This window comes from Winogradskyella sp., from assembly GCF_013213835.1.
In the GTDB taxonomy this organism is placed as follows: Bacteria; Bacteroidota; Bacteroidia; order Flavobacteriales; family Flavobacteriaceae; genus Winogradskyella.
Map to the genome: position 1 here is coordinate 338,501 of NZ_JABSSU010000003.1, position 15,069 is coordinate 353,569.

General features: G+C 33.6%; 14 protein-coding genes and 1 other RNA gene. 8 read left to right on the forward strand and 7 right to left on the reverse strand.

Annotated features, from left to right (window positions below):
* Window positions 1-34: 34 nt before the first annotated feature.
* Window positions 35-814, reverse strand: a complete 780-nt coding sequence (locus HRU50_RS04410) for a prohibitin family protein (RefSeq protein WP_296348566.1) — start codon at window positions 812-814, stop codon at window positions 35-37.
* 220 nt (window positions 815-1,034) lie between these two features.
* Between HRU50_RS04410 and HRU50_RS04415 the strand changes: the two genes are divergently transcribed.
* The gene (locus tag HRU50_RS04415) at window positions 1,035-1,670 is read left to right on the forward strand and encodes a peroxiredoxin (protein WP_296348568.1); all 636 of its coding nucleotides are present in this window, start codon (window positions 1,035-1,037) and stop codon (window positions 1,668-1,670) included.
* Window positions 1,671-1,725: 55 nt separating this feature from the next.
* Here the strand turns inward: HRU50_RS04415 and HRU50_RS04420 are convergent, their stop codons facing one another.
* Together HRU50_RS04420 and katG are read right to left on the reverse strand one after the other, a co-directional pair.
* On the reverse strand, window positions 1,726-2,193 hold the full coding sequence (locus HRU50_RS04420) for an ankyrin repeat domain-containing protein (protein ID WP_296348570.1): 468 nt from the start codon (window positions 2,191-2,193) through the stop codon (window positions 1,726-1,728).
* 74 nt (window positions 2,194-2,267) lie between these two features.
* The gene (gene katG, locus HRU50_RS04425) at window positions 2,268-4,463 is read right to left on the reverse strand and encodes a catalase/peroxidase HPI (protein ID WP_296348573.1); all 2,196 of its coding nucleotides are present in this window, start codon (window positions 4,461-4,463) and stop codon (window positions 2,268-2,270) included.
* Window positions 4,464-4,730: 267 nt separating this feature from the next.
* Here katG and HRU50_RS04430 point away from each other — a divergent pair, with 267 nt between their 5' ends.
* Together HRU50_RS04430 and HRU50_RS04435 are read left to right on the forward strand one after the other, a co-directional pair.
* Window positions 4,731-5,444 carry a hypothetical protein gene (locus tag HRU50_RS04430; protein WP_366927341.1) on the forward strand — a complete coding sequence of 238 codons (714 nt, stop codon included), beginning with the start codon at window positions 4,731-4,733 and terminating at the stop codon, window positions 5,442-5,444.
* A gap of 102 nt (window positions 5,445-5,546) precedes the next feature.
* Window positions 5,547-5,789 (forward strand): DUF2007 domain-containing protein, encoded by a 243-nt coding sequence (locus HRU50_RS04435; RefSeq protein ID WP_296348577.1) that lies wholly within the window; start codon window positions 5,547-5,549, stop codon window positions 5,787-5,789.
* A gap of 12 nt (window positions 5,790-5,801) precedes the next feature.
* Here HRU50_RS04435 and HRU50_RS04440 read toward each other — a convergent pair whose 3' ends face one another.
* Window positions 5,802-7,427: an ABC-F family ATP-binding cassette domain-containing protein gene (locus HRU50_RS04440; protein WP_296348579.1), complete on the reverse strand. Its 1,626-nt coding sequence runs from the start codon at window positions 7,425-7,427 to the stop codon at window positions 5,802-5,804.
* Window positions 7,428-7,610: 183 nt separating this feature from the next.
* Here HRU50_RS04440 and HRU50_RS04445 point away from each other — a divergent pair, with 183 nt between their 5' ends.
* A complete protein-coding gene (locus tag HRU50_RS04445) occupies window positions 7,611-9,026 on the forward strand; it encodes a thioredoxin-like domain-containing protein (RefSeq protein WP_296348581.1) in 1,416 nt (471 codons plus the stop codon).
* A gap of 32 nt (window positions 9,027-9,058) precedes the next feature.
* On the opposite strand, the gene fsa is transcribed toward HRU50_RS04445, so the two are convergent.
* The 3 genes from fsa to ffs all read right to left on the reverse strand — a co-directional run bounded on the left by fsa (window position 9,059) and on the right by ffs (window position 10,804).
* Window positions 9,059-9,712 carry a fructose-6-phosphate aldolase gene (gene fsa / locus HRU50_RS04450; RefSeq protein WP_296348582.1) on the reverse strand — a complete coding sequence of 218 codons (654 nt, stop codon included), beginning with the start codon at window positions 9,710-9,712 and terminating at the stop codon, window positions 9,059-9,061.
* Between the two features lie 105 nt (window positions 9,713-9,817).
* Window positions 9,818-10,621 (reverse strand): SDR family oxidoreductase, encoded by an 804-nt coding sequence (locus HRU50_RS04455; RefSeq protein ID WP_296348584.1) that lies wholly within the window; start codon window positions 10,619-10,621, stop codon window positions 9,818-9,820.
* Window positions 10,622-10,705: 84 nt separating this feature from the next.
* Window positions 10,706-10,804: signal recognition particle sRNA small type (gene ffs / locus HRU50_RS04460), an RNA gene on the reverse strand.
* An 87-nt stretch (window positions 10,805-10,891) separates the two neighbouring features.
* On the opposite strand from ffs, the gene HRU50_RS04465 reads away from it, so the two are divergent.
* The 4 genes from HRU50_RS04465 (at window position 10,892) to HRU50_RS04480 (ending at window position 15,061) form a co-directional block, all read left to right on the forward strand.
* Window positions 10,892-11,917, forward strand: a complete 1,026-nt coding sequence (locus HRU50_RS04465) for a glutaminyl-peptide cyclotransferase (protein WP_296348585.1) — start codon at window positions 10,892-10,894, stop codon at window positions 11,915-11,917.
* 7 nt (window positions 11,918-11,924) lie between these two features.
* Window positions 11,925-12,314: an acyl-ACP thioesterase domain-containing protein gene (locus HRU50_RS04470; protein WP_296348587.1), complete on the forward strand. Its 390-nt coding sequence runs from the start codon at window positions 11,925-11,927 to the stop codon at window positions 12,312-12,314.
* Window positions 12,315-12,558: 244 nt separating this feature from the next.
* Entirely contained in the window at window positions 12,559-13,356 is a 798-nt protein-coding gene (locus HRU50_RS04475; RefSeq protein ID WP_296348589.1) for a hypothetical protein, read from the forward strand.
* A gap of 142 nt (window positions 13,357-13,498) precedes the next feature.
* Entirely contained in the window at window positions 13,499-15,061 is a 1,563-nt protein-coding gene (locus HRU50_RS04480; protein ID WP_296348591.1) for a hypothetical protein, read from the forward strand.
* Window positions 15,062-15,069: the final 8 nt, after the last annotated feature.

Below are 15,069 nucleotides of genomic sequence, written 5' to 3' on the forward strand. Positions count from 1 at the left end.
AAAACGTATCACTTTTAATTGATATAGATTTTAACTATTCCTTTTTATCGTCAGAATTTATTAAATAAGGTGTCTTCCCATCGGTAATAATCACCTTGCTGTTTGCAGATTTCGCGAGCTCTTTAAAAGCATCTATACTTCTCAATTGAATAATTTCTTTTGTAAGGCCTTCACTTAAGATTTTTTGAGCATCTCTAGTACCCTTAGCGGCTATAATTTTTCTTTCAGCTTCTAATCGCTCTTGTTGTAAAATAAATTCCATTCGCATAGCATCTTGTTCTGCTTGTAATTTTTGTTCAATAGAAGTAGATAAACCTCTTGGCAGTTGAATACTCTTCATTAAAACAGCTTCAATCATTATACCTTCATTATCTAAGGTTTCAGCCATTTTCTTCTGAATAGCTTCTTCTATGTCAGCTCTTCTTCCAGAGTGCATATCTTTAGCAAAAAATTGTGAACAAACATCCGCAGAGGCTGATCTGAAAACACTTGTAATAACCGCTTTAAAATTTGGACCTATGTTTTCTAAAATACTAGGTACTTTTTCAACTTCTAATCGGTATAAAATGGAGATTTCAGAATCAACACTTAAACCTTCTTTACTAGGTAATCGAAGCACCAACTCTAGGTTATTGGTCTGTATTGACTCCTTAACTATTTTTGTAGTAATTGGATTATAAAAAACAGTACCTTGGGTGATAACTTTTGAGTCTAGTTTCCCAAGTTTTTGCTTCACACCAGCCTCACCGGGCCTAACAACTGCGCAACTCGTAAAGAGAAATAACGTAACAATAAGAGTAAACAAATTCTTCATAATAATTCTTTTTTTGATTCCTAATAAAGATAAGAATATGTCCACAAAAAGTCTTAATTAGAATTGTTATAAATATCATAAATTTACTGTAAACACAAGGTGTTGAGGCATTTTAATAGTCTTACACTATTATATCATTAAATTAATTTACACATGCTATATAGCTAGACTAGTCCTTTATTTATATTTGCAGCCGAAAACTAAAATCAATTTATATAAAATGGCTGTATTAGTAGGAAAAAAAGCACCACAATTTAGCGCTCAAGCTGTTGTAAATGGAGGTCAATTTGTTGAAGACTTTTCATTAGAACAATTTAAAGGAAAACATGTTGTATTATTCTTTTACCCAAAGGATTTTACGTTTGTTTGTCCAACAGAATTACACGCATTTCAAGAAAAATTAGAAGAATTTAAATCTAGAAACACTGAAGTAATTGCAGTATCAACGGATACAGAGCAATCACACTTTGGTTGGTTACAGATGGATAAGAACCTTGGAGGAATTAAAGGTATCACTTACCCATTAGTAGCAGATACAAACAAAACCATCGCTAAAAACTATGACGTTTTAGCTGGTGATTATTTTTACGATGAAAATGATATGCTACAAGCCGACGGTGAACTAATCGCGTATAGAGGTTTATTCCTTATTGACAAAGATGGTATTGTACGTCACCAAATCGTTAACGATTTACCATTAGGTAGAAACGTTGATGAAGCGTTACGTATGGTTGATGCTTTACAATTTGTTGAAGAAAATGGTGAAGTATGTCCAGCAAACTGGAACAAAGGTAAATCTGGTATGCAAGCTACTCACGAAGCGACTGCTGAGTTTTTACAAAACCATATGAACTAAGAAATCATATTTTAAATAAAAAAAGCCTCGATGTCGAGGCTTTTTTTTGTCCTTATTAAAATAATTCTAATAAGTCTGTATGTTCTTTTTCTTTTGCATAATCTGCAGCATTCTTCCCATCATTATCCTTAATAGACACATCGGCATTATTTTGCAATAACATTTTCACTATAGCTTCTTGATTATATTGCACGGCAAAAATTAATGCGGTTGCACCTTTGTTATTTTGAATATTGACATCCGCATTATTTTTAAGAAGCATGTGTACTAGCTCTAAATTCCCTTTAAAGCTTACTCCTATTAACGCTGTATTACCTGAGCCATCTTGAGCATTTACATGGGCTTTGTTATCAATTAGCAATTGAGCAATAGCTTCTTGACCAAAATAGGTTGCAAATATCAGTGGTGTAAAACCTCTTGCGTCAACGGCATTGACAACATGTGGGTTTGTGTTTAATTGCGCTTTGACGTTATCAATATTACCAGATTGTATGGTTCTAAAAAATAATTCTTGTTCGTTCATTATGATCTATTTGAAAGAAAAAGGAATGCATCATAACAACACATTCCTTTTTTGGATTTACTACTAATCAATTATTATTTTAAATCGTATCTATCTAAGTCCATAACTTTAGACCAAGCAGTAACGAAGTCGTTAATGAATCTTACCTCACCATCATTTGCACCATAAACTTCACAAACCGCTCTAAGTTCTGTATTTGAACCAAAAATAAGATCTGCTCTTGTTCCTGTAAATTTGACTTCACCTGTTCTACGGTCACGACCTTCAAATATGGTATCATCATTTGATGTTGCACTCCATGTATACGTGAAATCTAAAATATTTGTAAAGAAATCGTTTGTTAAATGGCCTATGTTGTCAGTAAATACACCATGATTTGAATTGTCATAGTTCGATCCTAATACTCTCATTCCACCTACTAAAGCCGTCATTTCTGGAATTGACAATGTCAATAAATTAGCTTTATCTACTAATAAGTCTTCAAATGCTACATCAACCTTTTCGTTAATGTAATTTCTAAACGCATCTGCTATAGGCTTTAAATGACCAAAAGACACTTCATCAGTTTGTTCTTGTGAAGCATCTCCTCTTCCTTGACTAAATGGCACTGTAATAGAATGACCTGCATTATTAGCTGCTTCTTCTATAGCCGCATTACCTGCTAATACAATTAAATCCGCCATTGATATCGTACCTGAGAATTCATTCTGAATACCTTCTAGTACATTTAATACCTTATTTAATTCTTCAGGATTGTTTACTTCCCAATTTCTTTGAGGCTCTAAACGCACTCGTGCACCGTTTGCACCACCTCGCATATCTGAACCTCTAAACGTAGAAGCAGATGCCCAAGCTGTTTTTACCAATTCTGAGATTGTTAAACCAGAAGCTAAAATCATTTTCTTTAACGAAGTGATATCTGAGTCGCTTAATGTATAATCTACTTTTGGTATTGGGTCTTGCCAGATTAATTCTTCACTTGGTACTTCTGGACCTAAATAACGGTCAATTGGTCCCATATCTCTGTGCGTTAACTTAAACCATGCTCTAGCAAATGCATCTGCAAAAGCATCATGATCTTTATGAAAACGTTCTGAAATTTCTCTAAATGCAGGATCCATTTTAAGTGCCATATCAGCTGTTGACATCATTAAAGCTTGTTGACCGTTACCACTTGCGGTTGGTGCCATACGTGCATTTGAATCTGCAGTTGGTGTCCATTGGTGTGCACCAGCAGGACTTTTAGTTAATTCCCAGTTATAGTTTAACAACACGTCAAAATAATCTGCATCCCACTGTGTTGGGTTTGGCGTCCATGCACCTTCTAGCCCACTCGTAATCGTATCATCTAATACGCCTGACTGATAGGTGTTTTTCCAACCTGTACTCATCTCTTCAATAGATGCGCCGTGTGGCTCTACACCAACATATTTATCTGGATCTGCAGCTCCATGCGCCTTTCCAAAGGTATGTCCTCCAGCAACTAATGCTACTGTTTCTTCATCATTCATTGCCATACGACCGAAGGTTATTCTAATGTCGTGGGCTGACTTTAAAGGATCTGGTTCACCATTTGGGCCTTCTGGATTTACATATATTAATCCCATGTGCACCGCTCCAAGGTCTCCTTCTAATAAGCCATCTTTAGTATCATAACGCTCATCATTTTCTAACCAACCTGTTTCATTTCCCCAATAAATGTCTTGTTCTGGTTCCCATACATCTTCGCGTCCTCCGGCAAATCCAAATGTTTTGAATCCCATTGATTCTAAAGCGCAATTACCAGCCAAAATCATTAAATCTGCCCAAGAAATTTTGTTCCCATATTTCTTTTTTACTGGCCAAAGTAACAATCTTGCTTTATCTAAATTACCGTTATCTGGCCAACTATTTAATGGTGCAAAACGATGCGTTCCTGTTCCTGCACCACCACGTCCATCTCCTACTCTGTATGTACCAGCACTATGCCAAGCCATTCTAATCATAAATCCGCCATAATGACCATAATCTGCTGGCCACCAATCTTGAGAATCCGTCATTAGGTTGATAAGATCTTTTTTCAATTCATCATAGTCAACACTTTTAAAAGCTTCAGCATAATCAAAATCATCACCCATTGGATTTGATTTCGCAGCATGCTGTCTAAGAATATTTAATTTTAATTCATTCGGCCACCAATCTCTATTACTAGTTCCTCGTCCTGCTGTGAGTTTTTGTGCTCCACTCATGTAAGGACATTGGCTTATATCGCCGTTGTTAGAATGATCCATGTGATATCGTTTTTTTAGTTAATTACTTGTTTCTTCAAATTTATAAAACAATAAGACGCACTTAAATACGATGAGATACTATCTATTTATTTTTTCATTGGATTTATCTATCACAACTTTATTTACAATAATTATAAATAATACTTAACCCAATAATGACAAGGGCTTAGCTATAAAATACTGAAATAGTGCTCTATGCATGAATGTTAAATTTTTGTATCAATTAAGAATGGGTACTATTTTTATACAAAAAAGAGAAAAATGCAGATGAAAAGGACTAACCTAGAAGAGAGACTTAATGCTCTCAGAACAAAAGACAAATCAGTTTATATTTTAGATCAAGTTGCTACTATTTTGAGAGAAGATGATGCTAAAGATGATCTTATTCAAAAAACAATAGCTTCTAGCAACGGAAATAAAATTGATAATAAATTTACATTCGATTTGTTAGAAACCAAAAACATCTACCATATTAGTCAGATTAAAAAAATATGTGTGGATTACAGACTGCGGTTTTTAGATTCAAAGTATTTTAAAGGTGAATTACCTTATGAGGCCATATCTAAAATCAAGGAACTAGAGAACATTCACGACATTAAAATTGAAGGTTTTAAAATTGTGGCACCTGCCAAACTATTTAAGCTAGAAAATTACGATGACCCATTATTGTTTGCGCCAATTGCAAATGGTTATTATTATTTAATTCATAAATGGGGAAATGATTTGAGTCCACACAGACGCTGGCAAATGTGGTCTTTTAAAAACTTTGAAAACTTTTTGTTTTTACTTTTCTTAATGAGCTTGGTTATTACCGGATTAATTCCAGACGGTTTGTTTTTAAGCAGCCCTACAGCTGAAAATGCTGGCCTTATATTTTTATTTGTTTTTAAATTTGTTGTGGCCATTGCATTTTACTATGGTTTTGTATCGGGCAAAAACTTCAGCTCTTCCATTTGGAATAGTAAGTATTACAACAAATAAGTAAAATTATATTTCGATAAAACACATCATCCAGATAATGACATCACTTCATTATCTGGATTATTTTTTGTAACTTTTAGGTATTAATCAATACCTATAATTATGAGTAATTCGGACTATACAAAAGTTTATCAAGGTAATTTTATTTTAGTAACCCGTGTAAGAGAGGAATTAGAGCACATGGGTATTGTACCTATTATAAAAGATGAAGGTGAATCGCAGCGATTGGCCGGTTACGGATCCTTAAATCAAGGGTTCCAAGAAGTTTATGTCAACAACGAGGAATTAGACAAAGCTATAGCAATTGTTGATCAAGTTAAAAGTCAAATGGAGGCTGCAAATTAGCGCAGAAATTTTTTAAACCTCTACACCGTACATCTTATCGCGTTGTTCCTTTATTTTTTTATCACTCATGTATTCATCAAAAGTCATGTAGCGATCAATAACTCCATTTGGTGTTAACTCAATGATTCTGTTACCGACAGTTTGTGCAAACTCATGATCGTGAGTAGTTAATAGTGCTGTTCCTTTAAAGTTCTTTAATGAGTTATTGAACGCAGTTATGCTCTCTAAGTCTAAGTGATTTGTTGGTTCATCTACCATAACTACGTTTGCTCTCATCATCATCATTCGGCTTAACATACAACGTACTTTTTCACCTCCAGATAAAACATCTGCCGTTTTTAATGCTTCTTCACCACTAAAGATCATTTTACCCAAAAATCCTCGAATATAAACTTCTTCGCGTTCTTCCTCAGTAGTTGCCCATTGACGTAACCAATCTACTAAAGTCAGTTTATTATCAAAGTATTCACTGTTATCTAGAGGTAGATAGGACTGATTTGTAGTCACACCCCAAGCATATTTTCCTGAATCTGCTTCTTCCTTACCATTAATAATTTGATAGAATGCTGTGGTTGCCCTAGAATCTTTAGAATATACTACCACCTTATCTCCCTTAGCAAGATTAATATCTACATTGCTAAATAACACCTCACCATCTATACTGGCAGATAATTTTTCAACATTAAGAATTTGATCACCAGCTTCACGCTCACGTTCAAAAATAATTGCAGGATAACGACGACTACTTGGCTTTATATCTGAGATATTCAGTTTATCTATCATTTTCTTTCTACTTGTGGCTTGCTTAGATTTTGCCACGTTAGCAGAGAAACGTCTAATAAACTCTTCTAGTTCTTTCTTCTTTTCTTCTGCCTTCTTGTTTTGTTGTGCACGTTGTTTTGCGGCTAACTGAGAAGACTCATACCAGAATGTATAGTTACCAGAATAATGATTAATCTTTCCAAAATCAATATCTGAAATGTGTGTACAGACCGCATCTAAAAAGTGACGGTCGTGAGATACAACTATAACACAATTATCATAATTTGCTAAAAAGTTTTCAAGCCAAGAAATAGTTTCGTAATCTAAATCATTGGTAGGCTCATCCATGATTAACACATCTGGATTTCCGAATAAGGCCTGAGCTAATAACACACGAACTTTTTGCTTACCATCAAGATCGCCCATTAAACTGTAATGCAAATCTTCCTTTATACCAAGGTTAGATAGCATTGCAGCGGCATCACTATCAGCATTCCAGCCGTTCATTTCTTCAAACTCAACCTGAAGCTCACCAATCTTTTCTGCGTTTTCATCGGTGTAATCTGCATATAAGGCGTCAATTTGAGTCTTTAAATTATATAACGGTTTATTACCCTTTAAAACTGTTTCTAAAACCGTATCGTCATCATGTTTGTTATGATTCTGCTCTAAAACAGACATACGCTTTCCTGGCTCTAAATGCACATGTCCTGATGTAGGATCCATTTTACCTGATAAAATCTTTAAAAAAGTAGATTTGCCAGCGCCATTAGCACCAATAATTCCATAGCAATTACCATTATTAAAAGTGGTATTTACTTCATCGAAAAGTACACGTTTTCCAAATTGTACCGAAAGATTAGAAACTGATAACATTTTATAGGTTTTAAATTTTCGGCAAAAGTAGAAAATTAAAGCGACTGAACGAAATAAATAGTCATATAACAACATTTAACGAGGCCTTAACAAGAGATTTTTATAGCAACATATATTTTTGTTCAGCTAACTGTGTTAATTAATCCTATGCGGAGCATACATTATTTTGTAATTTTTTTCCTTTTGTCAATAATCATCAGTTGTAAGGTTATCGAAGGTGACCAAACCAACTACGCCTACATTGGTGGGGAAATTATTAATCCAAAAAATAATGACGTTGTATTGTACAATACACAGAGAGAAGTTGTAGACTCTATATCTTTGGATGAAGACAATAGGTTTATCTATAAAATTGAAAATCTAAAGCCTGGCCTTTATACCATTACACATGGTGGTGAATACCAAATGGTGATTTTAGAACCTCAGGACAGTATAATGTTTCGACTAAACACCTATGACTTTGACGAATCACTTGTTTTTACAGGTAATGGTGCTAAACGTAATAATTACTTAATCAAAACATACCTAACTAATGAGCAAGATCAAATGCAATTGATTAAGCATACAAAGTTAGAACCCGAAGCCTTTAACGAATACATAGAAAGTCATAGAGAAAAACAACTCAATGAATTTTATGAATTTCTAGAGCATAATGATGAATCAGAATTCTTTAAATCTGTAATTGAAGACAATATCAACTACAACGCTTACGCCAATAAAGAGATTTATCCTTTTGCATATTTTGGCAACAACAAATTGATTCATATTAAAGACTTACCTGAAGATTTCTACGCTTACAGAAAAGATATAGATTACAATGCAAGACATTTAAGTCATTTCTATACATATAATCGTTTCCTGTTTTCGCATATTGATAATTTAGCTACACATTCTTATTACAAGAAAAATAATTTTCATAGTGCGTTTGATAGACACTCTATGAGCTATAATAAGTCTAAGCTCGATTTAATTGATAGCATCATTGAAGATGAAACTATCAAAAATGAGCTGTTAAAATATAAGACGGCTGACTATATTAGTCATAATCATACAGAAGCTGAAGCCAATGAAATGTTGGATTATTATGTTGAAAAAAGTTCAAATAAGAATGACATAAAGGCTATGACCGAATTGGTTGCATCCTTAAAATTACTGAGACAAGGTAATCCATTACCAAATTTGGCTGTAGTTAATTTTGACGAGACTGAACACAATTTGCCGAATATTATAACCAAACCTACAATTATTCATTTTTGGTCTTCAAACTCTAAGATGCAATATAGAAATAGTCATTATAAAGTAAGAGATTTAAAGTCACGTTTTAAGAATGTTGATTTTGTTTCTATTAATCTTAATAGAAACGACAGTGCATCTTGGAAAGAAATCATAGAAAACTATGATTTTCCGAAAACGTATGAGTATCGATTTAAAGATCCTGAAGAAGCAAAAAGAACGCTTGCTATAAATTATCTTAACAAAGCGATTATAGTGAATAAGAATGGTATTATTCTTCACCCAAATGTTAACATCTATAAACCTGATTTTTCAGAGACCTTAGATAAATTGCTACAAAAAAAGCACCTTATTGTTCAAAAATAAGATGCTTTTAAAATTGTATTATTAGGTTTCCTCTAGTTTCCTTTTTTGTAATCCGCTAAGAATTTTTCTAAGCCTATATCTGTTAAAGGATGTTTTAACAACCCTGTAATAGAAGATAAAGGTCCAGTCATTACATCCGCACCTAATTTTGCACAATCAATAACATGCATGGTGTGACGAACTGAAGCTGCTAGTATCTCTGTTTCAAAAGCATAATTATCAAAAATGTGACGTATTTCTGCGATAAGATTTAAACCATCTGTAGAAATATCATCTAAACGACCAATAAAAGGAGATACATAAGTCGCACCCGCTTTTGCAGCTAGTAATGCCTGTCCTGGTGAGAATACTAAAGTAACGTTTGTCTTAATGCCTCTATCTGAAAAATATTTACAAGCCTTTACTCCATCTTTAATCATTGGAAGCTTAATAACGATTTGGTCATGTAACTCTGCTAAAGCTTCACCTTCTCTAACCATACCTTCAAAATCAGTAGAAATTACTTCTGCAGAAACATCTCCGTCTACAATATTACAGATATCTACATAATGCTTCATAATGTTATCTGTACCAGTAATACCTTCTTTAGCCATAAGAGATGGATTGGTTGTAACACCATCTAAAATACCCATATCTTGAGCTTCTTTAATCTGATCTAGATTGGCTGTGTCAATAAAAAATTTCATTGTGAATTATATTTGTTTTGTTGTGTTTTTAGTTGCTGCGAATTTACAATATAAAGCAGGCTTTCAGTTTAATAACTTTTCAGAATATATTAACAAGCCCTTTAATTAAAGTTTATAATGATTCATCAACATCTTTTCGTAAACTTTATCTGGAAGCACGCGTTTTAAAACAATAGAAAACTTCTGCATAAACGCACCTACCTTATAATGAATTTTTGGGGACTTGGTTTCAATAATTTTATAAATAGCCTCTGCCATTTGCTTTGGATCATTGCCTTCATCAACATGCTCATCCATAGTCTTTAAAGAAAATCCATATTTCTCTTTATATGGAGAGTCTTCTAAAACTGGTGCATGATAGCGACCAGCAGCAATATTTGTGGCAAAATCACCTGGCGCAACATTTGTCATCTCAATATTAAAATCCTTTAGTTCCATTCTAAAAGATTCGGTAATGATTTCTAACGCACCTTTACTTGCACTATAAACTCCTCTGTAGGGTAAACCCATATAACCTGCAATAGAAGTCACATTTATTATCATTCCAGAATTTTGATTACGCATGGTTGGTAAAACGGCTTTAATAACGTTAATAGGTCCAAAAAAATTGGTTTCAAAATTTCGTTTGATTTCTTCGTCTGGGATTTCTTCTACTGGCCCAGTAATACCTGCACCTGCATTATTCACTAAAACATCTATTCTTGATGCTTTCTCAACTACCTCAGATACACAAGATGCTATGGTTTCTTTTTTTGTAACATCTAAAGCCACTATTGGAAATTTGCTATTTGGGTAGTTTTTAGGGTTTCTACTGGTTCCGAATACTGTAAAGCCTTTTTCTTGAAGGTACTCGCCTACAGATTTTCCTATTCCTGAAGAACCACCTGTAATTAAAACAACTTTAGACATTATATTGTGTTAGGAGTTAGAAGTACGAAGTTAAAAGTATTTCTAAACAATTGAAGAATTAGAGATTTAAATTTAGGGTACAAAAAAAGGCAAGCTACCTACATCACACCGCTACGACCGCGTACCTTTGCTACGTTCCCGTCCTGGAGGATTAAGCAGGAGCTGGTTGTGTAGGACTTGCCGGCTGCAAAGATACAATCTTTTAATACTTTACCAACCTTTTTTAAACCGATTTTTTTATAAATTGCCTCAAAATTATATGACCTTAAAATGCAGTTATTTAAATATTTCATTCTCTTTAGTTTAAGTCTAACATTGATTAATTGTGGTGACACTAATAGCTCAAAACAAACAGGATTAAAATTAGACCTAAATGGAAAATCATTTCAGTTAGGAGATACCTTAAAACTCTCTGTTAAAAATCCTAAAACTCTTGAGATTCAACAGATAGTCTACAAACTAGATGGTAATGAAATTAAAGACAACGCCATCTTAAATGATGTCTCTTTAGGTAGTAAAACCTTAACGGCTTCTATAACTTATGGAGACAATACAGAAATACTATCTGAAACTATTAAAATATTCAATAACGTAATACCTGCAATTTACACTTATGAAGTAGTAAATACGTATCCACACGACATTACCTCTTATACACAAGGTTTAGAATTTTATAATGGTGAATTATATGAAAGTACAGGACAGTATAAAGAATCAAAACTTAGAAAAGTAAATTTTGAAACTGGTGAAGTCATCAATAACCTAAACCTAGATGAAAACTACTTTGGTGAAGGCTTAACTGTACTTAATGATAAAATATATCAGTTAACTTGGAGAGCAAAACGTGGATTTGTGTATGATGTGAATTCATTTGAAAAACTAAGTACCTTCAACTACGGAAAAAGTAAAGAAGGTTGGGGAATTTGTAATGATGGTAAAACATTGTATAAATCTGATGGTACGGACAGAATTTGGTTATTAGATCCTGAAAATCTCACAGAAATTGGTCATATTGAAGCCTATACTGAAAAAGGAAAAATCCCAGCGCTTAATGAACTCGAATGGATTGATGGTAAAATATTCGCTAATATCTATCAAAAGGATGGTGTAGCCATTATTAATCCTAAAACAGGTGGTGTTGAAGGTATTGTAAACTTTAAACCTCTAAAAAAACTTGTAACACAACATCCAGAATTAGATGTACTTAATGGTATTGCGTATCATCCAGAACGTAAAACCATATTTGTTACAGGAAAAAACTGGGATAAATTATTTGAAGTAAAAATCTCTAAGTAACAATACATTGCAGATCTTTGAAAAAACAATAACTGTTTCAAAGGATGATTTAGACCAGCTCAATCATGTTAACAATGTACGTTATGTACAATGGGTACAAGATATGGCAGAAGCGCATTGGCTGAAAAATGCTTCTGAAGATATACGAAACAGTTACTTCTGGGTTTTGGTTCAACATACTATAAATTATAAAGATGAAGCTGTATTAGGTGATGTTTTAAATTTAAAAACATTTGTTTCAAAGTCTGAAGGAATTACCTCAATACGACATGTTGAGATTTACAACTCTAAAACCGGTAAGCATTTGGTAACCTCTGAAACCAAATGGTGTTTGATGGCTATTAATTCAAAAAGACCTACAAGAATCACTGAAGAAATCGTCACGTTATTTCAATAACTAGCTTACACAATAGAATGACGTTATCAATCTTAACTTGATTTAGATTCTATCAATACATCAAAACCAATTCATAGAGATTCTGAAATAACACTTCTACAGGCTCAATGTGACAATTCAGAATGACAAACATTCTTGTTTTAGTTCCTCAATCTAGTTAACATATATTTAGGTTAAAGTTTTATAAATGCACTAGGCTGAAGCTTTTTATTGTATTTAATTTACGACCATCAATCAACTATTAATGCGTTATTTAATAACACTTACGCTTCTTATCAGCACCATTTTTTATGTAAATGGACAAACCTTGAAAGGTAAAGTCTACGATTCAAAATCGGTAGTAAAAAACATTAAGGTGCGTAATACGACACAAAATAGGTTTACTGTAACAGATAAAAACGGTGATTTTGAAATTATCGCGAAAATAAGTGATACATTATCCTTTGAATCATTATTCTACGAACCGCTAACCGTTGAAGTAAAACAATTTCACTTAGATGATATCTCTGTTTTTGAAATAAAGAAGCTTGTTAGTCAATTAGATGAAGTAGAAATTAAGGCAGAACCTGAGCAACCCGTTTTTGAAGCTGAAACTTTTAATCAAGAATTCAAAGACATGATTAAGGAGGACATCAAAAAAAATCCTCATTTATACATGCCGAAAGATAGTTATGGAGGTGGCGTAAATTTACTCGCAGTAATAGACTTGGTTGCCAAACTTTTTAAAAGTAAAAAACCTAAAGTACCGGTCTATCATCCATTAACTTACGATCAATTAGATTCACTTTTTACAAAAAGTTCTTTCTTTAACAAAAGACTGGTAAAAGAAGATTTAAAAATCCCTGAGAACAAAACCAATCTGTTTTTTGATTTTTGCAGTGCCAAAGGCATTAGCTCTGCCTTGCTCAAGGAGGATAAACAAATGGAACTGTTAGAAGAATTTGTAATCAATAGTGAACTCTTCCTAATGCTTATTGAGCAATACGGTAAGGCCAAAGCTACTGAGCAAGAAGAATTAGGCGAAGAAACGAGTAAAGATTAATTGTTACTCTATATAAGATGCATGCCTTACTTCGGCAAGCTCAGCACAAGTCGCAGTAATGAAAAATAACTATAAAATATTCTTCTTCATAATAAATCATAAGTTCAAAAGTTATATTTTTAGACCTTAATTTTTTGCACTTATGAAGCGATTGCTCTCATTTCTTATTCTTCTAGGCGTTCTTTTGTTTTGGAGTTCTTGTCGTAATGATTTTGAATTCTCACCGAGTACTGGTGACTTAAGATTTGAAAGAGATACAGTGTATTTAGATACTGTTTTTACAAACATTGGGTCTAGTACTTATAACTTAAAAGTATATAACAGAAGTGACGAAGATATCGTTATCCCAACAATACGTTTAGAAAATGGCATCAATTCATTTTACAGACTTAATGTAGATGGCACCACAGGTTTAGAAGGAGAACAAGAAGGCAAATTCTTTGAAGATGTTGAACTTTTAGCTAATGATAGCCTTTTTATATTTATTGAAACTACGTACAATACAGACACTGAACCAATACCAACAAACGAATTCCTTTACACAGATCGTATTTTATTTGATGCAGGTAGCAATCAACAAGACGTAGACCTTGTAACTTTAGTGAAAGACGCTATTTTCATTTATCCGAACAGAGATGAGGAAACTGGTATTGTTGAAACACTCACTTTTGATGTAGATGGTGATGGTACACCAGACGACACCACACTACAAGGACGTTTTTTAGATAATAGCGAACTTACTTTTACCAATGAAAAACCGTACGTTATTTATGGTTATGCTGGAGTAAACGATGGTCAAACTTTAACCATGGAAGCTGGTGCACGCGTGCACTTCCACGCCGATTCTGGCATTATTGTAACAGATGGTGGTACCTTAAATATTAATGGAGCTTTAAGTACAGATCTAGATGCTTTAGAAAATGAAGTCATTTTAGAAGGCGACAGATTAGAACCGCTTTTTGAGGATGTTCCAGGTCAATGGGGCACCATTTGGTTATTTAATGGTAGTGCCAATAACACTATTAATTATGCGACAATCAAAAATGCAACCATTGGTATTTTATCTGAAGGCAACCAAACAGAGGACAAACTCAACATTACAAATTCTCAGATATACAACTCTAGTGGGTTTGGGATTTTAGGACGTGCCACTTCCATTACTGCAGAAAATGTGGTAATTAATAATTCTGGACAATCTTCATTTGCAGGTACGCTAGGCGGCGCTTATAATTTTACACATTGTACTATTGTCAATTACTGGAATAGTAGTTTTAGACAATTTCCGTCAGTATTACTAAATGATTTTGTAGTTGACGAAAACAACACAGTGTTTACCAATGATTTAACAGAAGCTAATTTTAATAATTGTATTATCTACGGTAATGATAATCCAGAATTATTGCTTGAAGATCAAGGTGCTGTCTTTAACTACAAGTTTAATAATTGCTTAATTCGTTTTAACAATGATAATTTAAGCGGTTCTGGCAATTACGACTTTAATGACGACAACTTTTATGAAAATAATGTCTTTAACGAAGATCCAGATTTTGAAGCACCTTTTGACAACAAATTGCGCATAGGTGAAAACTCTGGCGCCATTGAAATTGGCAGCACTGACTTTTTAATCAATGTTGATATTGCAGGAGAAACGCGTACAACACCACCAGATGCTGGTGCCTACAAGAGTGTAATATTCGAAGACTAATTTTCTAG